Source organism: Enterobacter cloacae complex sp. P16RS2 (assembly GCF_014982155.1).
Classification (GTDB): Bacteria; Pseudomonadota; Gammaproteobacteria; order Enterobacterales; family Enterobacteriaceae; genus Enterobacter; species Enterobacter cloacae_M.
Window position 1 is genome coordinate 1 of the sequence record NZ_JADCKW010000023.1, and the last position, 21,878, is coordinate 21,878.

Annotated in this window: 21 protein-coding genes; 13 read left to right on the forward strand and 8 right to left on the reverse strand. The window is 54.5% G+C overall.

Going from position 1 to position 21,878, the window contains the following annotated elements:
* Positions 1-370 precede the first annotated feature (370 nt).
* Positions 371-1,078 (forward strand): FadR/GntR family transcriptional regulator, encoded by a 708-nt coding sequence (locus INF68_RS15720; RefSeq protein ID WP_126786550.1) that lies wholly within the window; start codon positions 371-373, stop codon positions 1,076-1,078.
* Complete coding sequence (gene mdtD / locus INF68_RS15725; protein WP_126786549.1) at positions 1,075-2,508, forward strand: multidrug transporter subunit MdtD; 1,434 nt, start codon at positions 1,075-1,077, stop codon at positions 2,506-2,508. Before INF68_RS15720 ends, mdtD begins: the two co-directional genes overlap by 4 nt.
* On the opposite strand, the gene rbsR is transcribed toward mdtD, so the two are convergent.
* The 7 genes from rbsR to kup all read right to left on the reverse strand — a co-directional run bounded on the left by rbsR (position 2,474) and on the right by kup (position 10,392).
* Entirely contained in the window at positions 2,474-3,466 is a 993-nt protein-coding gene (gene rbsR, locus INF68_RS15730) for a ribose operon transcriptional repressor RbsR (protein ID WP_126786548.1), read from the reverse strand. The genes mdtD and rbsR overlap by 35 nt on opposite strands.
* A gap of 3 nt (positions 3,467-3,469) precedes the next feature.
* Positions 3,470-4,399, reverse strand: a complete 930-nt coding sequence (gene rbsK / locus INF68_RS15735) for a ribokinase (RefSeq protein ID WP_126786554.1) — start codon at positions 4,397-4,399, stop codon at positions 3,470-3,472.
* 106 nt (positions 4,400-4,505) lie between these two features.
* Entirely contained in the window at positions 4,506-5,396 is an 891-nt protein-coding gene (gene rbsB / locus INF68_RS15740) for a ribose ABC transporter substrate-binding protein RbsB (RefSeq protein WP_193525357.1), read from the reverse strand.
* Positions 5,397-5,423: 27 nt separating this feature from the next.
* Positions 5,424-6,389, reverse strand: coding sequence for a ribose ABC transporter permease (rbsC, locus tag INF68_RS15745; protein WP_006808742.1), 966 nt, complete (start codon positions 6,387-6,389; stop codon positions 5,424-5,426).
* Between the two features lie 4 nt (positions 6,390-6,393).
* The gene (gene rbsA, locus INF68_RS15750; protein WP_045354605.1) at positions 6,394-7,899 is read right to left on the reverse strand and encodes a ribose ABC transporter ATP-binding protein RbsA; all 1,506 of its coding nucleotides are present in this window, start codon (positions 7,897-7,899) and stop codon (positions 6,394-6,396) included.
* Between the two features lie 7 nt (positions 7,900-7,906).
* A complete protein-coding gene (rbsD, locus tag INF68_RS15755; protein ID WP_126786547.1) occupies positions 7,907-8,326 on the reverse strand; it encodes a D-ribose pyranase in 420 nt (139 codons plus the stop codon).
* 197 nt (positions 8,327-8,523) lie between these two features.
* A complete protein-coding gene (kup, locus tag INF68_RS15760; RefSeq protein ID WP_023309781.1) occupies positions 8,524-10,392 on the reverse strand; it encodes a low affinity potassium transporter Kup in 1,869 nt (622 codons plus the stop codon).
* A 222-nt stretch (positions 10,393-10,614) separates the two neighbouring features.
* Between kup and ravA the strand changes: the two genes are divergently transcribed.
* Together ravA and viaA are read left to right on the forward strand one after the other, a co-directional pair.
* Complete coding sequence (gene ravA, locus INF68_RS15765; protein WP_023309782.1) at positions 10,615-12,111, forward strand: ATPase RavA; 1,497 nt, start codon at positions 10,615-10,617, stop codon at positions 12,109-12,111.
* Positions 12,105-13,556 (forward strand): ATPase RavA stimulator ViaA, encoded by a 1,452-nt coding sequence (viaA, locus tag INF68_RS15770; RefSeq protein WP_126786546.1) that lies wholly within the window; start codon positions 12,105-12,107, stop codon positions 13,554-13,556. The genes ravA and viaA overlap by 7 nt, the downstream gene beginning before the upstream one ends.
* Here viaA and asnA read toward each other — a convergent pair whose 3' ends face one another.
* Entirely contained in the window at positions 13,557-14,549 is a 993-nt protein-coding gene (gene asnA, locus INF68_RS15775; protein WP_126786545.1) for an aspartate--ammonia ligase, read from the reverse strand.
* 151 nt (positions 14,550-14,700) lie between these two features.
* On the opposite strand from asnA, the gene asnC reads away from it, so the two are divergent.
* From asnC to atpH, 9 genes are all read left to right on the forward strand, one after another.
* Complete coding sequence (gene asnC / locus INF68_RS15780) at positions 14,701-15,159, forward strand: transcriptional regulator AsnC (protein ID WP_023333916.1); 459 nt, start codon at positions 14,701-14,703, stop codon at positions 15,157-15,159.
* Between the two features lie 90 nt (positions 15,160-15,249).
* On the forward strand, positions 15,250-15,699 hold the full coding sequence (gene mioC / locus INF68_RS15785) for an FMN-binding protein MioC (RefSeq protein ID WP_109846532.1): 450 nt from the start codon (positions 15,250-15,252) through the stop codon (positions 15,697-15,699).
* Between the two features lie 374 nt (positions 15,700-16,073).
* Positions 16,074-17,963, forward strand: a complete 1,890-nt coding sequence (gene mnmG, locus INF68_RS15790) for a tRNA uridine-5-carboxymethylaminomethyl(34) synthesis enzyme MnmG (protein ID WP_014072433.1) — start codon at positions 16,074-16,076, stop codon at positions 17,961-17,963.
* Between the two features lie 107 nt (positions 17,964-18,070).
* Positions 18,071-18,694: a 16S rRNA (guanine(527)-N(7))-methyltransferase RsmG gene (gene rsmG, locus INF68_RS15795; RefSeq protein ID WP_023309787.1), complete on the forward strand. Its 624-nt coding sequence runs from the start codon at positions 18,071-18,073 to the stop codon at positions 18,692-18,694.
* Positions 18,695-19,310: 616 nt separating this feature from the next.
* Positions 19,311-19,691: a F0F1 ATP synthase subunit I gene (gene atpI, locus INF68_RS15800; RefSeq protein WP_008500194.1), complete on the forward strand. Its 381-nt coding sequence runs from the start codon at positions 19,311-19,313 to the stop codon at positions 19,689-19,691.
* A gap of 8 nt (positions 19,692-19,699) precedes the next feature.
* The gene (gene atpB, locus INF68_RS15805; protein ID WP_008500193.1) at positions 19,700-20,515 is read left to right on the forward strand and encodes a F0F1 ATP synthase subunit A; all 816 of its coding nucleotides are present in this window, start codon (positions 19,700-19,702) and stop codon (positions 20,513-20,515) included.
* A gap of 49 nt (positions 20,516-20,564) precedes the next feature.
* A complete protein-coding gene (gene atpE / locus INF68_RS15810; RefSeq protein ID WP_000429386.1) occupies positions 20,565-20,804 on the forward strand; it encodes a F0F1 ATP synthase subunit C in 240 nt (79 codons plus the stop codon).
* Between the two features lie 48 nt (positions 20,805-20,852).
* Positions 20,853-21,323, forward strand: coding sequence for a F0F1 ATP synthase subunit B (gene atpF / locus INF68_RS15815; RefSeq protein WP_014072436.1), 471 nt, complete (start codon positions 20,853-20,855; stop codon positions 21,321-21,323).
* 14 nt (positions 21,324-21,337) lie between these two features.
* Positions 21,338-21,871, forward strand: coding sequence for a F0F1 ATP synthase subunit delta (atpH, locus tag INF68_RS15820; protein WP_023309790.1), 534 nt, complete (start codon positions 21,338-21,340; stop codon positions 21,869-21,871).
* Positions 21,872-21,878 lie beyond the last annotated feature (7 nt).

Genomic DNA, 21,878 nt, shown 5'->3' on the forward strand with positions numbered 1-21,878 from the left:
TTAAGAATCCATGTCACTTTGAGTGCCCACACAGATTGTCTGATAAATTGTTAAAGAGCAGTGCCGCTTCGCTTTTCGCTGCGGCGCGGGGTGTGCATATTACGCTTTCCCGCTTCAGAGTCAAGCGTTTATTTTCGCTTTTCTCTGCTGACCCGGCGGCGTGTGTGCCGTTGTTCCGTGTCAGTGGAGGCGCATTATAGGGAGTTATTCCGACGTGACAAGAGGAAATTTAAAAAAAGTTTCCATCCGCGTTTTTTTTCACCAACAGAGGTGAAATCGAGCTACAAATTGTTCTATTTGATGTATCTGCAACCACAATCACATTCGAGGTGGCATAATTATCAGCATGAATCTTTAAGGAATAAAAGCGATGCCATTAAGCGCACAACAGCTGGCCGCCCAAAAAAACCTGTCGTACGTGCTGGCAGAAAAGCTGGCTCAGCGGATTTTAGCGGGTAAATATGCCCCGGGCAGCATCCTGCCGGGTGAGATGGAGCTGGGTGAGCAGTTTGGGGTGAGCCGTACCGCCGTTCGCGAAGCGGTGAAAACCCTGACGGCAAAAGGCATGGTGCTTCCACGCCCTCGCATTGGCACACGCGTGATGCCACAGAGTAACTGGAATTTTCTCGATCAGGAGCTGCTCTCCTGGTGGATGACGGAAGATAACTTTCACCAGGTCGTCGATCACTTTCTGGTGATGCGCAGCAGCCTTGAACCTCAGGCATGTCTGCTTGCCGCCACGCTAGGAACTGCAGAGCAGAAAGCACAGCTTAACGTGCTGATGGAAGAGATGGTGTTCCTGAAAAAGCACTTCAACCGCGAACGCTGGGTTGAGGTTGATATGGCCTGGCATGAACACATCTATATGATGAGCGCCAATCCGTTTCTCACCTCTTTTGCCTCTTTATTTCATTCGGTGTATCACATCTACTTTACCTCTATTACACAAAACGAAGTGGTAAAACTGGATTTGCACCAGGCGATAGTTGATGCCATCCAGGAAAGCGACGGGCAGCGAGCCCTGAGTGCGTGCCAGGCATTGCTGGCCGCGCCAACCCACCAGCAGGTAAATGAATGACAACGAAAAAAGCGCGCAGCATGGCCGGATTGCCGTGGATTGCAGCCATGGCGTTTTTTATGCAGGCACTGGATGCCACCATCCTCAACACAGCGCTTCCCGCTATAGCGCAAAGCCTTAATCGCTCCCCGCTGGCGATGCAGTCCGCCATCATCAGCTACACCCTGACGGTCGCAATGTTAATTCCGGTCAGCGGCTGGCTGGCCGACCGCTTTGGCACCCGCAGAGTTTTCATGCTGGCCGTAACGCTCTTTACGCTCGGTTCGCTGGCCTGTGCGCTCTCCTCATCCTTAACGGAGCTGGTTATCTTCCGCGTATTGCAGGGCATTGGCGGCGCGATGATGATGCCGGTGGCGCGTCTTGCCCTGCTGCGAGCCTACCCCAGGAGCGAACTGCTTCCCGTGCTCAACTTCGTCACCATGCCGGGCCTGGTTGGCCCGATTCTTGGCCCGGTACTCGGTGGCATATTTGTCACCTGGGCAAGCTGGCACTGGATTTTCCTGATTAATATTCCAATTGGCGTTGCGGGGCTGCTGTATGCCCGCAAATATATGCCGAACTTCACCACGCCGAGGCGCAGCTTCGACATGGGAGGCTTTTTCCTGTTTGGCCTGAGCCTGGTGTTATTCTCCAGCGGAATGGAGCTGTTTGGCGAGAAGATCGTCGCGACGTGGTTAGCGCTCTCCGTTATCCTCGGCGGTATTCTGTTATTCCTTCTTTATATACGTCACGCGCGCCGTCACCCGACGCCGTTAATTTCCCTGGGGCTCTTTAACACCCGAACGTTTTCCGTTGGGATTGCAGGAAACATTGCGTCTCGTCTGGGGACGGGTTGCGTACCGTTCCTGATGCCATTGATGCTGCAGGTGGGTTTCGGCTACCCGGCCCTGATTGCTGGCTGCATGATGGCGCCCACGGCAATGGGCTCGATTCTGGCAAAATCAACCGTGACACAGGTGCTGCGCTGGTTTGGCTATCGTAAGACGCTGGTTGGCGTGACGGTCTTTATCGGTCTGATGATTGCGCAGTTCTCGCTGCAATCCGCCGCGTTACCCGTCTGGATGCTGATCCTGCCGCTGTTTGTGTTGGGCATGGCGATGTCGACGCAGTTCACGTCGATGAACACCATCACCCTCGCCGACCTGACTGACGAGAACGCCAGCAGCGGCAACAGCGTGCTGGCGGTAACGCAACAGCTGTCGATCAGTTTAGGGGTTGCCGTGAGTGCAGCGGTGCTGCGGTTTTATGAAGGTTTTGACAGCGCAAATACCGTTGAGCAGTTCCACTATACCTTTATCACCATGGGCGCACTTACCGTGGTATCGGCGCTGGTCTTTATGCTGTTAAAACCGAAAGACGGCCGAAACCTGATTAAAGAGCGTCACAAAGAGAAAGCTAAACCGAACCGCGTTCCATCAGAACAGGAGTAAGCTGCAGGCGTTGCTGTTGCAGCGTGGGCTGCGCCATACGGTGGATCAACACATCGATGGCCAGCTCGCCCAGTTCATCTTTTGGTTGATGGATCGTGGTCAGCGGCGGCGTCATGTAGCTGGCCAGTTCGATATCGTCATAGCCAATCACCGCCATATCATCAGGCACGCGTAGCCCCGCCTGATACAACGCCTGGTAGGCACCAAACGCCATCGCGTCGTTACCAATAAACACCGCCTGCGGACGCGGCTTTAGCGCCAGCAGTTTCTGCATCGCCTCGAAACCGCCGTTAAATTCAAAATCACCGGTGATTCGATAGCAATCAGGAATGGCAAGCCCCGCTCGTTCCATGGCGGAGAGATACCCTTCCAGACGCAAACGCGCCGGAGTTTTATCCAGCGGCCCCGTAATACAGGCAATGCGAGTGTGTCCTTTATCAATCAGGTGCTGAGTCGCCATATCACCGCCCAGCAGGGAGTTATCCTGAATGAGATCGCTGGTTCCGTCGAACGGCGCCCAGTCCATCATCACGGTGGGAATTGAAGGATAACGCTGGATGATCTCTTTCGAGGGCTGGTGCGTTTCGGTGCAGAGCAGCAATAGTCCGTCGACGCGTTTTTGCATCAGCGTTTCCAGGTTACGATTCATGCGCTGCTCGTCACCCTCGGTATTGCACAGCACCAGGCTGTAGCCGCGCTCGAAGCAGCTACGCTCCACGCCGCGAACCAGTTCTGAATAAAAGGGGTTGGTACTGGCGGTGATCAGCATACCGATGGTGCGCGTCTGGTTGAGCTTAAGGCTGCGCGCCAGCGCAGACGGCGCATAGTTGAGTTCTTTTACCGCAGCTTCAACTTTCTCCCGAATCGCCTCGCTGACGAAGCGATCGTTGTTTATAACGTGGGAGACCGTCGAGGTAGAAACGCCCGCCATGCGGGCGACATCTTTCATTGTGGCCAAGCGTTACCCCTGCTGACTTAAGAATTCATCGATCTCTTTACGCCACGGAACGGAAGGCTGGGCGCCTTTGCGCGTCACCGCAATCGCGGCAGCTGCGTGTGCGAAGCGAATAGCGTCATCCATTCTCTTGCCTTCCAGCAGCGCGGTGACCAGTGCACCGTTAAAGGTATCTCCCGCTGCGATGGTATCAATCGCTTTGACCTTAAAGCCCGGCACGCGACGGCCTTCGCCATTGACGCTTGCCCACACGCCACGGCTACCAAGGGTGATAATCACGGTGCCGATGCCCTTATCATGCAGTGCACGCGCGGCTCGCGCGGCATCGTCATCATTTTCTACGCGAATGCCCGTCAGCTTTTCGGCTTCGGTTTCGTTCGGCGTAATGATGTCCACCAGCGCCAGCAGCTCGTCTGATAATACACGGGCTGGGGCCGGGTTAAGTACGACAGTGGTATGATTTTCATGCGCAATTTTCGCGGCGGCCAGCACGCTTTCAACCGGTGACTCCAGTTGCATGAGCAGGGCTTCCGCTCCGGCAATAATTCCGTGTTGTTCTTCGACGCGTTCTGTCGTCAGCGCAGCGTTAGCACCCGCATGAATACCGATGACATTCTCACCTTCAGCATTGACGAAAATCAGCGCCACGCCGGTCGATTCCCCTGCAACCACGCTGACCGGTGAGATATCAATGTTGTCGCTCGCCAGCTGTTTGCGTACTCGCTCACCGGTATCGTCATCACCCGTGCAGGCGATAAACGCAATATTCGCCCCGCTGCGACCGGCAGCGACGGCCTGGTTGGCGCCTTTACCGCCAAATGCCACCTGATACTGGTTACCCGTGACGGTTTCGCCCGGTGCAGGGAACGATTCAAGGTTAAGAATGTGATCGGCATTGATACTGCCAAGGACGACGAGGTTGCCTGCGGTTTTCATGGTTGGGTTGTCCATCTGAGAGCGCCACCGGTGTTACCCGGTGGCGTATGCCACACTTTTCTTTATTGGTGTCCCTCAGGCAGCCAGCGACTGCCTGATTCGCCTTTTACTGCTTGATGACCAGCTTCAGGTCAACTGGGTATTTAGCCTGAACTTTTTCGCCCTTCAGCACTTTGTCGGCAGTTTCAACGCCAGTTGCGCCAATCTGCTCAGGCAGCTGAGCGATGGTCGCAGCCAGTTTGCCATCGTTTACTGCTTTTTCACCATCCGGCGTGCCGTCAAATCCGACAACCATCACATCAGATTTACCTGCGGTCTGCAGGGCACGCAGCGCGCCGAGCGCCATTTCGTCGTTCTGTGCGAACACGGCCTGCACGTCAGGATGCGCGGTCAGCAGGTTCTGCATAACGTTCAGACCTTTAGTACGGTCGAAGTCTGCCGGCTGGCTGGCCAGCACGTTGAATTTGTGTGCAGCCACAGCCTGCTGGAAGCCTTCACCACGCTCGCGAGCTGCGGAAGTTCCGGCAATCCCCTGCAGTTCGATAACTTTCGCGCCTTCGCCGGCTTTCTTCGCGATGTAATCACCCGCGATTTTGCCACCTAGCACGTTATCAGACGCAATGTGGCTGACCACTTCACCTTTAGACGCCTGACGGTCCAGGGTGATTACCGGGATCTTCGCCTGGTTTGCCATTTTAACGGCGTTACCGACGGCATCAGAATCGGTTGGGTTGATCAGCAGAATTTTGGTGCCGCGAACGGTTAAGTCCTGAACGTTAGCCAGCTCTTTCGCCGGGTTGTTCTGTGAATCCAGCACCACCAGGTTGTAACCCAGTTTATCCGCTTCTTTCTGCGCACCGTCCTTCAGGGAGACAAAGAACGGGTTGTTCAGGGTAGAGACAACCAGCGCGATGGTGTCTTTCGCCATGGCTTTAGCACTTACGGTTGCGCTCAGCGCGACAGCAGAAACCAGGGTAGCCAGTTTTTTCATGTTCATATCTAAGATGTCCTGTAGTGTCGTCAGTTACTGTTTTTTGTTGTCTACCAGTACCGCCAGCAAAATCACCACTGCCTTAACGATCATCTGGTAATAGGAGGAAACACCTAACAAATTCAAACCATTATTCAGGAAACCAAGAATCAGTGCGCCGATCAATGTCCCAACAATGCGACCTTTACCGCCCGCAAGACTCGTACCGCCCAGAACCACTGCCGCGATAGCATCCAGCTCATACCCCGTACCCGCCGTCGGCTGCGCAGAAGAGAGGCGCGCCACTTCGATGATACCAGCCAGCGATGCCAGCAGACCGCACAGGGAGTAAACGATAATTTTGACTTTATTAACGCTGATACCGGACAGGCGTGTTGCCGCTTCGTTACCGCCCAGCGCGTAGATATAACGACCCAGACGGGTGTGGTGCAGCATGTACCACGCCGCCAGGAAGACGATAGCCATGATCCAGACCGGGGTCGGAACACCCAGCGGGCGACCGATACCGAACCAGCCAAACAGATCCGCGTTATCGGTAAAGCCGGTATTAACCGGGCTGCCGTTGGTGTACACCATGGTGACACCGCGCAGCAGCAGCATCATCACCAGCGTGGCGATGAATGCCTGAACGCGGCCTTTTGCGACAATCACGCCGGTTACGGCACCAATCGCCGCGCCTGCCGCCAGGGCAGCGGCCACGGCCACCAGCGCGTTGACTTCAATGCCGACAATCGAAGCGGCGATCGCGCCGGTGAGCGCCAGCAGGGAACCGACGGACAGATCGATACCTGAGGTCAAAATCACCAGCGTCATGCCGACCGCCATAATGGCGTTCACCGACGTCTGCTGCAGAATGTTGAACAGGTTATTAACGGTGAAAAAGTTCGGGCTCATGGTCGATACAATCGCGATCAGCACCAGCAGGGCAATCAGCGATTTTTGTTCCATCAGCCATGCCTTTGTGAAATAGCGGCGACCAGAAACAGCCTGGGTAGTCATCTTCTTACTCCTGATTCACGCGATTAAGCTTGCCCACAGCGGCAGCCATCAGAACTTCCTGGGTGGCCTGCTCGCGAGTGAATTCACCGCCGAGATGCCCTTCATGCATGACGATAATGCGATCGCTCATGCCTAATACTTCTGGCATCTCGGAAGAGACCAGAATGATGCTCAGACCGTCGGCCTTGAACTGGTTAATCAGCTGATAGATCTCTTTCTTCGCGCCCACGTCCACGCCGCGGGTTGGCTCGTCGAGGATCAACACTTTCGGGCGCGTCATCAGCCCGCGCGCAATCGCCACTTTCTGCTGATTACCGCCGGACAACAGGCCAATCGCCTGCTCCATCGACGGGGTTTTGACGTTAAAGAGGCGGATAAAATCGCTCACCGCCTGCTGCTCATCTTTATGCTTCAGGCTACCGCCGCTATGGCTGAAATAGCGCAGCGCGGTCAGGGACATGTTCTCTTTAACTGACATCCCCAGCACCAGGCCGTCGCGTTTGCGGTCTTCGGAGATATAAACGATGCCGTTCGCCAGGCCATCCTGCGGAGAGCGGGTGACCACTTCATGACCGTCGAGGGTGACATAACCGCTGGTGCGCGGCAGTGCGCCGTACAACACTTTCATCAGTTCGGTACGCCCGGCCCCCATCAGGCCCGCCACGCCCAGGATCTCGCCCTGGCGCAGGGTAAAGGTCACGTCGTTCACACCCGGACCGCAGAGGTTGTCCACCTTCAGGCGGATCTCACCCGGCGCTTTATCCAGATGCGGGTACTGATCTTCGAGCTTGCGTCCCACCATCATTTCGATGAGCGTATCTTCGGTCAGCGTGGCGACTTCGCGCTCGGCAATAAACTGCCCGTCGCGGAAAACGGTGACGTCATCGCAGATTTCGAAGATCTCTTTCATGCGGTGAGAGATATAGACAATCCCGCGCCCCTGCGATTTCAGCTCGCGGATCACGCGGAACAAGGATTCGGTTTCGGTGTCGGTCAGAGCGTCGGTGGGTTCATCCATAATGATGACCTTCGACTCAAAGCTCAGCACCTTCGCAATTTCCACCATCTGCTGATCGCCAATGGACAGATCGCCTACCAGTCGGTCGCTCTTAAAGCGCAGGTTCAGCTTCGCCAGCAGCTTGTCCGCTTCGGCATACATGGTTTTCCAGTCGATTTTGCCGAACCGGTTAACAAACTCGCGGCCGAGGAAGATGTTCTCCGCAATGGTGAGCTGCGGGATCAGGTTCAGCTCCTGGTGAATAATACCGATCCCGGCTTCCTGAGAGGATTTCGGACCGTTGAAGGTGGTCTCTTTCCCCAGCCAGACGAGTGAACCGGCATCGCGTTGATAGATACCGGTCAGCACTTTCATCATGGTGGATTTGCCGGCACCGTTTTCGCCCACCAGCGCCATCACGCGCCCGGGGTAGACGTTCAGCGCCGCGCCGGAGAGGGCTTTTACGCCCGGGAACGACTTATCGATCCCTTTGAGTTGCAGTAATGCGTCCATGATGGCCTCAGAATGTGACGCCAGCACAGAGAATGATATTCGCATACGGGGAACACTCCCCGCTGCGAATCACCGCCTGACTGTCTGCGGTTTGTTGTTTAAACTGTTCGTGCGTCGTGTAACGAATTTCTATGGTGTTTCCCTGGTGTTGTTGCAGTTGCTCAATATGGCTGAGCAACGTTTCGTGGAGTTGCGGATTATGTTGTTTAATTTCCGCCGCGAGAATGGCTGCCTCAACCTGCATCTCCGCCGTCACGACTTCCAGTACCTGCATAAACGAGGGTACACCCTGCGTTAACGCCATATCGATACGGGTTGTGCTGCGTGGAACCGGTAAGCCTGCATCGCAAACCACCAGCGTATCGGTATGCCCAAGACGGGAAATAGCCGATGAGATTTCTGAGTTGAGTACCGTGCCTTTCTTCATTTTCTTGCTCCACTAGCGAAACGTTTCGCTGACGTCAGTTTAATCTCAAGAATGTTCAGAAAACCATCATGACGTAACAGATTTGTGATCGACGTCGAAACGTTTCGCTAAGTGAAATGCAGAGACAATTATTGTGGGTTGGCGAGGGGTTTGGTAGGCCGGGTAAGCGAAGCGCCACCCGGCATTTTCAGAAGGGATTAGATCTCGACCTGCGTTCCCAGCTCAATCACGCGGTTAGGCGGGATCTCAAACTGGTCAGGCGCGCGCAGGGCGTTACGCTGCAGGATGAGGTACAGCTTGCCGCGCAGGCGCAGATACCACGGACGCTTGCCGATGATCAGCGACTCGTGCGACATAAAGAACGACGTCTCCATCATCCGGCAGCTCAGCCCTTCCAGACCGCAGCGGTGGAACACCTCTTCCACGTTTGGCGTTTCGCGCCAGCCGTAGCTCGCCACAACGCGCCAGAATGTCGGCGACAGCTGCTCGATCTGCACGCGACGCACGTTGTGAACGTAAGGCGCATCTTCGGTGCGCAGCGTCAGCAGGATCACGCGCTCGTGCAGCACTTTGTTGTGCTTGAGATTATGCATCAGCGCGAACGGGATGACGTTCAGAGCACGAGACATATACACCGCCGTGCCCGGCACGCGGACCGGCGGGGATTTCTCCAGAGAGGCGATCATTGCCTCAAGAGAGTTCCCGTGCTCGTGCATGCGGCGCAGCAGGCGGAAGCGCTCGCTTTTCCAGGTGGTCATGACAATGAACATCACCAGACCCAGCGTCAGCGGCAGCCAGCCACCGGAGACTATTTTGTCGAGGTTCGCAGAGAACAGCGGCACGTCGATACACAGGAAGCCCACCAGAATCATCGCCACGAGGAATTTATTCCAGTGCCAGTTTCGGTACGCCACCGTGGTGGAGAGCAGCGATGTCAGCACCATCGTACCGGTTACCGCAATACCGTACGCCGCCGCCAGGTTACTGGAGTGCTCGAAGCTGACGATAACAATAACAACAGCGAAATAGAGGAGCCAGTTAACGAACGGGATGTAGATCTGGCCCGACTCCATCTCTGAGGTATGGATGATGCGCATTGGCGAGAGATACCCCAGACGCACGGCCTGACGCGTCAGTGAAAACACGCCGGAAATCACCGCCTGGGAGGCAATGACGGTCGCCAGCGTCGCCAGGATAAGCATCGGCACCAGCGCCCAGTCGGGCGCCAGCAGGAAGAACGGGTTCTTGATCGCTTCCGGGTTTTTGAGCAACAGCGCGCCCTGACCGAAGTAGTTCAGCACCAGCGACGGCAGCACCACAATAAACCATGCCACGCGGATAGGCAGTTTCCCGAAGTGGCCCATGTCAGCATACAGCGCTTCCACACCGGTGATGGAGAGCACGACGGCCCCCAGCGCCACGAAGGAAACCACTTTGTATTCGAGGAAGAAATGCACCGCCCAGTAAGGGTTCAGCGCATGCAGCACTTCCGGGTTCGCGATAATGCTGCGTAAACCAAGCGCCGCCAGGATCAGGAACCAGGCCAGCATAATCGGCGCGAACAGTTTACCCACCAGCCCTGTACCGTGCTTCTGGATCATGAACAGCAGCGTCAGGACAATAATGGCCAGCGGAACCACCCATGAATCAAGCTGCGGAGCGATAATCTCCAGCCCCTCAATCGCCGACAGCACCGAGATAGCTGGCGTTATCACCACTTCCCCGTAGAAGAAACTGCCGCCAATCAGGCCGATAATGACCAGCACAGAGGTCATCCTGGCCGAGGTATTACGCCCGGCAAGAGACATCAGGGTCAGGATCCCACCTTCACCTGCGTTATCAGCACGCATAACGAAGGAGAGATATTTAACGGAAACCACCAGGATCAGCAGCCAGAAAATGAGGGACAGGAAGCCAAACACGGCATCGCGTTCAACACCAAAACCAAACTGGCCGGACAGACATTCACGAAGCGTATAAAGCGGGCTGGTGCCGATATCACCGTAGACAACCCCGATCGCCGCAAGCGTTATTGCGGGTAATGATTGCTTATTATCAGTGCTCATAGACTAGTCTTTTCGTTTAAATAACAAATGTGTTCCCGGTCCCTTGGCCCACAAAAAGCGCACAGTATGCACGATTCATTGCAAAATCGTACCCCTAAATGCAACCGCATTAATGTAGCGCAAAGAAAATTGCGCCGCACTTCAGTCTATTACCAGCCCTGACTGAAACGTCTATACTCGCTTCAATTGGCCGCCACGACGGCGAAAGGATGCAAAACTATTATGGCTCACTCACATTTATTAGCAGAAAGAATTTCCCGCCTCAGCAGCGCGCTGGAGAAAGGCCTTTTCGAGCGTAGCCACGCCATCCGCCTCTGCTTACTGGCGGCGCTGAGCGGTGAGAGCGTGTTTTTGCTGGGACCGCCGGGCATTGCCAAAAGCCTGATTGCCCGCAGGCTAAAATTTGCTTTTCAGAACGCCCGCGCCTTCGAATATCTCATGACCCGGTTTTCCACCCCAGAAGAAGTTTTTGGTCCGCTCTCCATTCAGGCATTGAAAGACGAGGGGCGCTATCAGCGCCTGACAGAAGGGTATCTTCCGGAGGCTGAGATTGTTTTTCTCGATGAGATCTGGAAAGCGGGGCCGGCTATTCTTAACACCCTCCTCACGGCGATAAACGAACGTCGATTCCGTAACGGCGCCAGTGAAGAGAAAATCCCGATGCGCCTGCTGGTGGCCGCCTCTAACGAACTGCCTGAAGCCGACAGCAGTCTGGAAGCGCTGTATGACCGTATGCTTATCCGTCTGTGGCTGGACAAAGTGCAGGATAAGTCCAACTTCCGCTCCATGCTGGTCAGCCAGCAGGATGAAAGTGAAAACCCGGTATCCGCTTCGCTGCAGGTGACGGATGAGGAGTATCACCAGTGGCAGCAGGATATCGGCAAAATCAAACTGCCAGACGCCGTCTTCGAGCTGATCTATCTGCTGCGCCAGCAGCTTGATCTCATCCCTTCAGCGCCCTATGTCTCCGATCGCCGGTGGAAAAAAGCGATCCGCCTGCTGCAGGCGAGCGCCCTGTTCAGCGGGCGTGATGCCGTCGCGCCAATCGATCTGATCCTGCTGAAAGATTGTCTCTGGCACGATGCAGAAGGCATGAACCTGATGCAGCAACAGCTTGACGTTTTGATGACCGGGCACGCCTGGGGACAGCAGGCAATGCTCAACCAGCTGGGGGCGATTGCCCAGCGGCGCATCCAGCTCCAGCAGCAGCAAAGTGATAAAACCGCGCTGAAAGTGAATCGCCTTGGGGGCATGTTCGCCCGCAAACCGCACTACGAGCTTCCCGCGGATCTGACCGGCGCAACGCTAACGTTGCTGCTTCAGCAGCCGCTTAAACTGCATGATATGCAGGTGGTGCACATTACGATTGAGCGCGAGGCGCTGGCGCAGTGGCTGGATAAGGGCGGAGAGATCCGGGGAAAACTCAACGGCATTGGTTTCGCGCAGCCGCTGAATATGGAAGTGGACAGCAGCCAGCACCTGGTGATCCGCGACGTCAGCCTCCAGGGATCGCGTCTTGCGCTGCCGGGAACCGCTTCGGATAGCGTGCCGGAAGAGATCAAGCAGCAGCTGGAAGCGCTGGATACCGAATGGCATCAGCAGCACACCCGCTTTAGCGAGCAGCAAAAATGCCTCTTTATTCATAGCGACTGGTTAGGTCGCATCGAAGCCAGCCTGCAGGATGTCAGCGCGCAGATCAAACAGGCGCGTCAATGCTAACGCTGGATACGCTTAACGTCATGCTGGCCGTCAGCGAGGAGGGGTTGATCGAAGAAGTGGTCATCACCCTTCTGGCGTCGCCGCAGCTGGCGGCGTTTTTTGAAAAATTTCCAAAGCTTAAAAAGGCGATGACGGACGATCTTCCGCGCTGGCGAGAAAATTTGCGTCAACGGTTCAGGGAGACCGAAGTTCCGCCTGAGTTAACGGAAGAGGTGGCCTGCTATCAGCAGTGCCAGCGGCTCTCCACGTCACAGTTTATCGTCCAGCTCCCACAAACCCTGGCGTTGCTCGATAACGTCCATTCTCCGTTTGCCAGCCAGGCCCGGGCGCTGGTCACGGATAACGCCACCTTTACACCCGCACTGCATACCCTCTTCTTACAGCGCTGGCGCCTCAGCCTGGTGGTCCAGGCCACAACGCTGAACCAGCAGCTGCTGGACGAAGAGCGTGAACAGCTGCTCAGTGAAGTTCAGGAACGGATGACGCTGAGCGGCCAGCTAGAACAGGTGCTGGTGGAGAATGAAAACGCCGCCGGACGTCTCTGGGATATGAGCGCCGGTCAGCTCCGACGCGGGGATTATCAGCTGATCGTCAAATACGGCGATTTTCTGGCGCAGCAGCCGGAGCTGATGAAGCTTGCAGAACAGCTGGGTCGCTCAAGGGAGGCAAAATCGGTCCCAAAGAAAGATGCCCCGATGGAAACCTTCCGCACCCTGGTGCGCGAACCGGCTACCGTGCCGGAGCAGGTCGACGGGCTCCAGCAGAGCGATGACATTTTACGCCTGCTGCCCACGGAGCTGAGCACGCTGGGGATGACCGAGCTGGAGTATGAGTTTTATCGTCGGCTGGTTGAAAAACAGCTTCTCACCTACCGACTGCACGGTGAAGCCTGGCGCGAGAAAGTCAGCCAACGGCCGGTCGTCCATCAGGATTTTGATGAACAGCCGCGCGGGCCATTCATTGTTTGCGTAGATACGTCCGGTTCGATGGGCGGGTTTAACGAGCAGTGCGCGAAGGCGTTCTGTCTGGCACTGATGCGCGTGGCGCTGGCCGATCGCCGTCGCTGCTTCATCATGCTCTTCTCCAGCGAGGTGGTGGGCTATGAGCTGACGAACCAGCAGGGGATCGAGCAGGCAATCCGCTTTCTGAGCCAGCGCTTTCGCGGCGGCACGGATCTGGCCAGCTGCTTCCGCAGTATTGTGGAGCGTATGCAGGGCGGCGACTGGTACGACGCTGACGCGGTGGTGATTTCCGATTTTATTGCCCAGCGGCTGCCGGATGACGTGGTGAATAAGGTGAAGGAATTACAGCGGGTGCACCAGCACCGTTTTCACGCGGTGGCGATGTCAGCCCATGGAAAACCCGGCATCATGCGCATCTTCGATCATATCTGGCGCTTTGATACCGGGTTGCGTAGCCGCCTGCTCAGACGCTGGCAGCGTTAATTACAGAAGAGAACCGACGCTTTCACGTACCTGCTGCGGCCAGACGCCACACTGAACCTGACCGATATGGGGTAATTGCAGCAGCAGCATGGTTAAACGGGACTGGCCGATACCGCCGCCGATCGTCTGAGGCATTTGACCGCGCAGCAGCGCCTGGTGCCACTCGAGTTTGAGACGATCTTCATCACCGGTGACCGCCAGCTGGCGCTTCAGCGCGTCGGCATCCACGCGGATCCCCATAGATGAAATCTCGAATGCGTCTTCCAGTACCGGGTTCCACACCAGAATATCGCCGTTCAGCCCGGCAAATTCGCCCTCACCTACAGTGCTCCAGTCATCATAATCCGGTGCGCGAACGTCGTGGCGTTTGCCATCAGACAGTTTGCCGCCGATACCGATCAGGAATACTGCACCTAATTCTTTAGCGATCGCACGCTCGCGACCTTTAGCATCGAGATCCGGGAAGCGGCTCAGCAGCTCCTGGCTGTGGACAAAGTGGATCGTATCCGGCAGGAACGGTGCCAGACCAAACTCTTTGCTCACGGCCGCTTCGGTTGCTTTGATCCCGGCGTAGATCGCCTCAACGGTGGATTTCAGCGTACCGACGTGGCGTTCACCATCACCCATTACGCGCTCCCAGTCCCACTGGTCAACGTAAACGGAATGAATCGGAGAAAGGCGGTCTTCATCGGGACGAAGGGCTTTCATGTGCGTGTAGAGCCCTTCGCCCGCGCTGAAGTCGTGTTGTCCCAGAGTTTGACGCTTCCACTTCGCCAGGGAATGAACCACTTCGAACTGAGCGTCTGGCAGCGTTTTCACTTTTACCTGTACCGCTTTTTCGCATCCAGAGAGGTTATCCTGCGTCCCGTCACCCACGCGGCTCAGAATCGGCGCCTGAACTTCAATAAGGCCAAGCTTCTCTTCCAGCTGGCGGGAAAAATGGGATTTTACGAAACTGATCTGGCGTTGTTTTGCGATGTAAGCGGTTTTCATTATTTATACTCCTGCGTCCTGTTGATATTGATTAAGCAACAGAAATGGCATCATATTCAATAACTCATCAACAAAAAGCCACCTTCACTTTTGATTCGATAAAATTAAACGCTAGAATAGGGTGATTCATTAATCCTCATAAGAAAAAACTATGGAAAATTATCAGATCGACAATCTCGACCGCGGCATTCTGGAGGCGTTAATGGCCAATGCCCGTACCGCCTACGCCGAGTTGGCAAAACAGTTTGGCGTCAGCCCGGGAACCATTCACGTCCGCGTAGAGAAGATGAAGCAGGCGGGGATCATTACCGGCGCACGCATTGACGTCAGTCCTAAACATCTGGGTTACGACGTCTGCTGCTTCATCGGCATCATTCTTAAAAGCGCCAAAGACTACCCTTCCGCCCTGGCGAAGCTGAACGCGCTGGATGAAGTCACCGAGGCGTATTACACCACCGGGCATTACAGCATCTTTATTAAAGTCATGTGCCGATCCATCGACGCCCTCCAGCAGGTACTTATCAACAAGATCCAAACAATCGATGAAATTCAGTCCACCGAGACGCTGATCTCCCTGCAAAACCCGATCATGCGTACCATCCGCCCGTGATCGGGCAAATTCATTCCCACATTTTCCACAGGTAGATCCCAGCTCGTTCACAGCGTACAATGACCGTCTCTTTATCTGGGCGAGCGATCAATGGCGGACATTACCCTTATCAGCGGCAGCACCCTTGGTGGTGCGGAATACGTAGCGGAACACCTGGCTGAAAAGCTGGAAGATGCGGGCTTTTCCACGGAAACCCTGCACGGTCCGTTGCTTGAAGATCTCCCGACTGACGGGGTCTGGCTGCTGATCACCTCCACGCACGGCGCGGGCGATCTGCCGGATAACCTGCAACCTTTATATGACGAACTGCTGGAACAGCAGCCCGACCTGTCAAACGTCCGTTTTGGCGCGGTGGGGATCGGCAGTCGTGAATATGACACCTTTTGCGGGGCAATAGAGAAAGTTGAAGCCGCTGTAACCTCCTGTGGAGCAAAACAGCTGGGTGAAACGCTCAAGATCAACATCCTCGATCATGACATTCCGGAGGATCCAGCCGAGATCTGGCTCGCGGAATGGAAAAATTTACTCAAAAGCGATTAAAGATTGCGCGAACAGATGTGGATAACTCTGGTTAAAAGCTCGTATTAACCCGTAGTTATCCAAAGAACAGCTGTTGTATCGTTTTTGACCTGTGTATAAAGTCGCGATCTGATCCCAGCTTATACTGTCCAGGATCACCGATCATTCACAGCAAACGATCCTTTCTAACTGCATGATCTTCTTTATGTGATCGGACTTATCCACACAGGTTCGCGATCCTAATAAGAGATCACAATAGAACAGATCTCTAAATAAAAAGATCTTCTTTTTAATAGCCCAGGATCCCAATGCTTTCTCGAAAGACTAAAGTTGAGTAGAATCCACGGCCCGGGCTTCAATCCATTTTCATACCGCTTTACGCGAGGCAGACCACCATGTTTTATCAGGATCCTTTTGACGTCATCATCATTGGCGGGGGTCATGCAGGCACTGAGGCCGCAATGGCCGCAGCGCGTATGGGTCAGCAGACCCTGCTTTTGACACACAATATCGACACGCTGGGACAAATGTCCTGTAATCCGGCGATTGGCGGCATTGGGAAAGGACACCTGGTAAAAGAAGTGGATGCACTTGGCGGCCTGATGGCGAAAGCAATCGATCATGCTGGCATCCAGTTTAGGATACTAAACGCGAGTAAAGGTCCCGCTGTGCGTGCGACCCGTGCCCAGGCAGACCGCGTGCTTTACCGTCAGGCTGTGCGTACCGCCCTGGAGAACCAGCCGAACCTGATGATCTTCCAGCAGGCGGTTGAAGATCTTATCGTTGAGAACGATCGCGTCGTAGGTGCCGTGACCCAGATGGGTCTCAAATTCCGTGCGAAAGCCGTGGTGCTGACCGTGGGCACATTCCTGGACGGTAAAATTCATATCGGTCTGGATAACTACAGCGGTGGCCGTGCCGGCGATCCGCCGTCTATTCCCCTGTCTCGCCGTCTGCGTGAACTGCCGCTGCGCGTCAGCCGCCTGAAAACCGGTACGCCGCCGCGTATTGATGCGCGCACCATTGATTTCAGCGTGCTGGCGCAACAGCACGGTGATAATCCGATGCCGGTGTTCTCGTTCATGGGCAATGCGGCTCAGCATCCGCAGCAGGTACCGTGCTACATCACGCATACCAACGAGAAAACCCATGACGTGATCCGCAATAACCTCGATCGCAGCCCCATGTATGCCGGCGTGATCGAAGGGATCGGCCCACGCTACTGTCCGTCGATCGAAGACAAAGTGATGCGCTTCGCCGATCGTAACCAGCACCAGATCTTCCTGGAGCCGGAAGGGCTGACCTCAAATGAAATTTATCCGAACGGCATCTCCACCAGTCTGCCGTTCGATGTACAGATGCAAATTGTTCGCTCAATGCAGGGGATGGAGAATGCGAAAATCGTTCGTCCCGGCTACGCTATTGAGTACGATTTCTTCGATCCGCGCGACCTGAAGCCAACCCTGGAAAGCAAATTCATCCACGGTCTGTTCTTCGCGGGGCAGATTAACGGCACTACCGGCTACGAAGAAGCGGCTGCGCAGGGCCTGCTTGCCGGTCTGAACGCCGCGCGCTTCTCCGCTGAGAAAGAGGGCTGGGCACCAGGCCGTTCTCAGGCGTATCTGGGCGTGCTGGTTGACGATCTCTGCACGCTGGGTACCAAAGAGCCGTATCGTATGTTTACCTCTCGCGCTGAATATCGCCTGATGCTGCGTGAAGATAACGCCGACCTGCGTCTGACCGAAATGGGCCGCGAGCTGGGTCTGGTCGATGACGAACGCTGGGCGCGGTTCAACGAAAAGCTGGAGCGCATTGAGCAGGAACGTCAGCGCCTGAAAACCACCTGGGTGAATCCGCAGGCGGAAACCGCCGCCGAAGTAAACGCTCACTTAACCGCGCCGCTGTCGCGTGAAGCCAGCGGGGAAGATCTGCTGCGCCGTCCTGAAGTCACCTACGAGAACCTGGTCAAACTGACCGCGTTCGCGCCGGGGCTCGAAGACGCTGAAGCGGCAGAGCAGGTTGAGATCCAGGTGAAGTATGAAGGTTACATCGCGCGTCAGCAGGATGAGATCGAAAAACAGCAGCGTAACGAAAACACGCTGCTGCCGGAAATGCTGGACTACCGCCAGGTGACGGGCCTTTCCAACGAAGTGATCGCCAAGCTGAACGATCACAAACCGGTATCGATCGGCCAGGCATCCCGTATCTCCGGCGTCACGCCTGCAGCGATTTCGATCCTGCTGGTCTGGCTGAAAAAGCAGGGCATGCTGCGCCGCAGCGCGTAATGCCCAGAACATTGCCCGGTGGCGCTGCGCTTACCGGGCCTGATGAACCCGTAGGGCGGGTAAGCGAAGCGCCCCCCGCCACCTAAGTTTTCCAACAGGTATTCACCGTGCTTAACAAACTCTCTCGTCTGCTGGATCAGGCAGGTATTTCGCTCACCGATCACCAGAAAAATCAGCTGGTGGCCTATGTCGATATGCTGAACAAATGGAACAAAGCGTACAACCTGACCTCAGTACGTGACCCCAACGAGATGCTGGTACGCCATATTCTCGATAGCATCGTGGTTGCCCCGTGGCTGAAAGGTGAGCGTTTTATCGACGTGGGTACGGGACCTGGTTTACCGGGCGTTCCGCTGTCGATTGTTCGCCCTGAGAGCCACTTCACGCTTCTGGACAGCCTTGGCAAGCGCGTGCGCTTTTTACGTCAGGTACAGCATGAGCTGAAGCTTGAAAACATCACGCCCGTGCAGAGCAGGGTAGAGGAGTTCCCGGCAGAGCCGCCATTTGACGGTGTTATCAGCCGCGCGTTTGCTTCGCTCAATGATATGGTTAGCTGGTGTAAGCACTTGCCGGCAGAGAATGGCCGCTTTTATGCGCTGAAAGGGCAGTTACCAGGCGATGAGATTGAACAGCTCCCGGACGGTTTTGCTGTTGAATCCATCGAGAAATTACACATTCCTCAGCTCGATGGGGAGCGTCATCTGGTGATAATTAAGCCAAACAATTTTTAAAAAATTAATAAAAAATGTGGAATTTGTGCTGTTCTTCGCATGTTAAAAAACAGCACAACTACAGGGGATTTACCGGTGAGCCTTTAACCTCTTTTTCACTAAGGTTTTTCTTCTGGTTAACCTGGCCTCTTTTATTTACCGAGAAGATAGTCATCTGTGAAAATATAAGTCTGCTAAAAGTGGGAGGCGGTAACCAGAACGTAATGTTAATTGTTTATTAAGAATGTCAATAAAACGTTTTTATTGTGTACTGGGCTGTTTTGAAAATAGTTACGGTGTTTTGCTTTTAATTTCATAAAGATAAATTTATGCGATTTGCGCCTTTGATAAATACAACCTTATCGCAAATGTGTGTTTTGTGATCTCGTGCACGCTTTATCGCCAACGTTTTCGCGCTGTTTGCAGTTTTGGTCGAAGGTTGACGCTTTCAGCGAAAGTTAAAAAATAGCGGTGGGGAAAAATATTTAAACATTTATTCACCTTTTCGCTACTTAATGTTTGAAATCACGGGTGCGCACCGTATAATTTGACCGCTTTTTGATGCTTGACTCTGAGCCTTAAAGGACGTTTTATACGACACGCGGCATACCTCGAAGGGAGCAGGAGTAAAAACGTGATGTCTGTGTCGCTCTTGAGTAGAAACGTTGCTCGTAAGCTTCTGTTCATTCAGTTTCTGGCTGTGATAGCAAGTGGACTGCTGTTTAGCCTCAAAGACCCCTTCTGGGGCATCTCCGCCGTGTGCGGGGGTTTGGCGGTTGTGCTGCCAAACGTGTTGTTTATGATTTTTGCCTGGCGTCATCAGGCGCATACACCCGCCAAAGGCCGCGTGGCCTGGTCCTTCGCCCTCGGCGAAGTGTGTAAGGTGTTGCTGACCTTTGCTCTACTGGTGATGGCGCTGGCGGTTTTGAAAGTGGTCTTCATGCCGCTGATAGCAACGTGGGTTTTGGTGCTGGTGGTACAAGTTCTGGCTCCAGCTGTAATCAATAACAAAGGGTAAAAGGCATCATGGCTTCAGAAAATATGACGCCGCAGGATTACATAGGTCACCATCTGAATAACCTTCAGCTGGACCTGCGTACATTCTCGCTGGTGGATCCACATAACCCCCCGGCCACCTTCTGGACGATCAACATCGACTCCATGTTCTTCTCGGTGGTTTTGGGTCTTCTGTTCCTGGCCATGTTCCGCGGTGTTGCTAAACGAGCGACCAGCGGTGTACCAGGGAAATTCCAGACCTTCATCGAAATGATCATCGGCTTCGTCCATGGTAGCGTCAAAGACATGTACCATGGTAAGAGCAAACTGATTGCTCCGCTGGCCCTGACCGTGTTCGTTTGGGTCTTCCTGATGAACCTGATGGACCTGCTGCCAATCGATCTGCTGCCGTTTATCGGCGAGCACATCTTCGGCCTGCCAGCGCTGCGTGTTGTACCGTCTGCGGACGTGAACATCACCCTGTCGATGGCGCTGGGCGTATTTATCCTGATTCTTTTCTACAGCATCAAAATGAAAGGCGTAAGCGGCTTTGTGAAAGAGCTTACCTTGCAGCCGTTCAACCACTGGGCGTTTATTCCGGTCAACCTGATCCTGGAAGGCGTTAGCCTGCTGTCCAAACCTGTTTCACTGGGTCTGCGACTGTTCGGCAACATGTATGCGGGTGAGCTGATTTTCATTCTGATCGCGGGTCTTCTGCCGTGGTGGTCACAGTGGGTTCTGAATGTGCCTTGGGCCATTTTCCACATCCTGATCATTACGCTGCAAGCCTTTATCTTCATGGTTCTGACGATCGTCTATCTGTCGATGGCGTCTGAAGAGCACTGATTTTTTACCAACACTACTACGTTTTAATTGAAACAAACTGGAGACTGTCATGGAAAACCTGAATATGGATCTGCTGTACATGGCTGCCGCTGTGATGATGGGTCTGGCGGCTATCGGTGCTGCGATCGGTATCGGCATCCTCGGGGGCAAATTCCTGGAAGGCGCAGCGCGTCAACCTGATCTGATTCCTCTGCTGCGTACTCAGTTCTTTATCGTTATGGGTCTGGTGGATGCTATCCCAATGATCGCTGTAGGTCTGGGTCTGTACGTGATGTTTGCTGTCGCGTAGTAGTAGTTTTAAAACCCTAAGCCACAGAAATTAAAGAGGTATTGTGCTGTGAACATGAACGCAACAATCCTCGGCCAGGCCATCGCGTTTATTCTCTTTGTCTGGTTCTGCATGAAGTATGTATGGCCGCCTTTAATGGCTGCCATCGAAAAACGTCAGAAAGAAATTGCTGACGGTCTGGCTTCCGCAGAACGCGCTAAGAAAGATTTGGACCTTGCACAGGCCAACGCGACAGACCAGCTGAAAAAAGCGAAAGCTGAAGCTCAGGTAATCATTGAACAGGCTAACAAACGCCGTTCTCAGATCCTGGACGAAGCCAAAGCTGAAGCAGAACAGGAACGTACTAAGATCGTGACACAGGCTCAGGCAGAAATTGATGCTGAGCGTAAACGTGCTCGTGAAGAACTGCGTAAGCAGGTTGCGATTCTGGCTGTTGCTGGCGCCGAGAAGATCATCGAACGTTCCGTGGATGAAGCTGCTAACAGCGACATCGTGGACAAACTTGTCGCTGAACTGTAAGGAGGGAGGGGCTGATGTCTGAATTTGTTACGGTAGCTCGCCCCTACGCCAAAGCAGCTTTTGACTTTGCTGTCGAACACCAAAATGTCGATCGCTGGCAGGATATGCTGGCGTTTGCCGCTGAGGTGACGAAAAACGAACAAATGGCTGAGTTGCTTTCCGGTGCGTTAGCACCTGAAACTCTCGCCGCGTCGTTTATCGCCGTGTGCGGAGAGCAACTGGATGCCAACGGCCAGAACCTGATTAAGGTGATGGCAGAAAATGGTCGTCTCCGTGTGCTCCCGGATGTTCTCGAGCAGTTTGAGCACTTACGTGCCCTTAGTGAAGCAACCGCTGAAGTTGAAGTGACTTCTGCGACTGAACTGAGTAATGAACAGCTTGCGAAAATCACCGCCGCGATGGAAAAACGTCTGTCACGCAAAGTTAAGCTGAATTGCAAAATCGATAAGTCTGTAATGGCAGGCGTAATCATCCGTTCGGGTGATATGGTCATTGATGGCAGCGTACGCGGCCGTCTTGAACGCCTTGCAGACGTCTTGCAGTCTTAAGGGGACT

What these genes read in the sequence shown, in the direction of transcription:
- atpI (WP_008500194.1), top strand. Translation starts at nt 19,311, where the DNA reads ATGTCTGTGTCGCTCTTGAGTAGAAACGTTGCTCGTAAGCTTCTGTTC.
- kup (WP_023309781.1), bottom strand. Translation starts at nt 10,392, where the DNA reads ATGAGCACTGATAATAAGCAATCATTACCCGCAATAACGCTTGCGGCG.
- mdtD (WP_126786549.1), top strand. Translation starts at nt 1,075, where the DNA reads ATGACAACGAAAAAAGCGCGCAGCATGGCCGGATTGCCGTGGATTGCA.
- rbsK (WP_126786554.1), bottom strand. Translation starts at nt 4,399, where the DNA reads ATGAAAACCGCAGGCAACCTCGTCGTCCTTGGCAGTATCAATGCCGAT.
- rbsD (WP_126786547.1), bottom strand. Translation starts at nt 8,326, where the DNA reads ATGAAGAAAGGCACGGTACTCAACTCAGAAATCTCATCGGCTATTTCC.
- atpB (WP_008500193.1), top strand. Translation starts at nt 19,700, where the DNA reads ATGGCTTCAGAAAATATGACGCCGCAGGATTACATAGGTCACCATCTG.
- INF68_RS15720 (WP_126786550.1), top strand. Translation starts at nt 371, where the DNA reads ATGCCATTAAGCGCACAACAGCTGGCCGCCCAAAAAAACCTGTCGTAC.
- mioC (WP_109846532.1), top strand. Translation starts at nt 15,250, where the DNA reads ATGGCGGACATTACCCTTATCAGCGGCAGCACCCTTGGTGGTGCGGAA.
- rbsC (WP_006808742.1), bottom strand. Translation starts at nt 6,389, where the DNA reads ATGACTACCCAGGCTGTTTCTGGTCGCCGCTATTTCACAAAGGCATGG.
- atpH (WP_023309790.1), top strand. Translation starts at nt 21,338, where the DNA reads ATGTCTGAATTTGTTACGGTAGCTCGCCCCTACGCCAAAGCAGCTTTT.
- mnmG (WP_014072433.1), top strand. Translation starts at nt 16,074, where the DNA reads ATGTTTTATCAGGATCCTTTTGACGTCATCATCATTGGCGGGGGTCAT.
- rbsA (WP_045354605.1), bottom strand. Translation starts at nt 7,899, where the DNA reads ATGGACGCATTACTGCAACTCAAAGGGATCGATAAGTCGTTCCCGGGC.
- atpE (WP_000429386.1), top strand. Translation starts at nt 20,565, where the DNA reads ATGGAAAACCTGAATATGGATCTGCTGTACATGGCTGCCGCTGTGATG.
- ravA (WP_023309782.1), top strand. Translation starts at nt 10,615, where the DNA reads ATGGCTCACTCACATTTATTAGCAGAAAGAATTTCCCGCCTCAGCAGC.
- asnA (WP_126786545.1), bottom strand. Translation starts at nt 14,549, where the DNA reads ATGAAAACCGCTTACATCGCAAAACAACGCCAGATCAGTTTCGTAAAA.
- rbsB (WP_193525357.1), bottom strand. Translation starts at nt 5,396, where the DNA reads ATGAACATGAAAAAACTGGCTACCCTGGTTTCTGCTGTCGCGCTGAGC.
- viaA (WP_126786546.1), top strand. Translation starts at nt 12,105, where the DNA reads ATGCTAACGCTGGATACGCTTAACGTCATGCTGGCCGTCAGCGAGGAG.
- asnC (WP_023333916.1), top strand. Translation starts at nt 14,701, where the DNA reads ATGGAAAATTATCAGATCGACAATCTCGACCGCGGCATTCTGGAGGCG.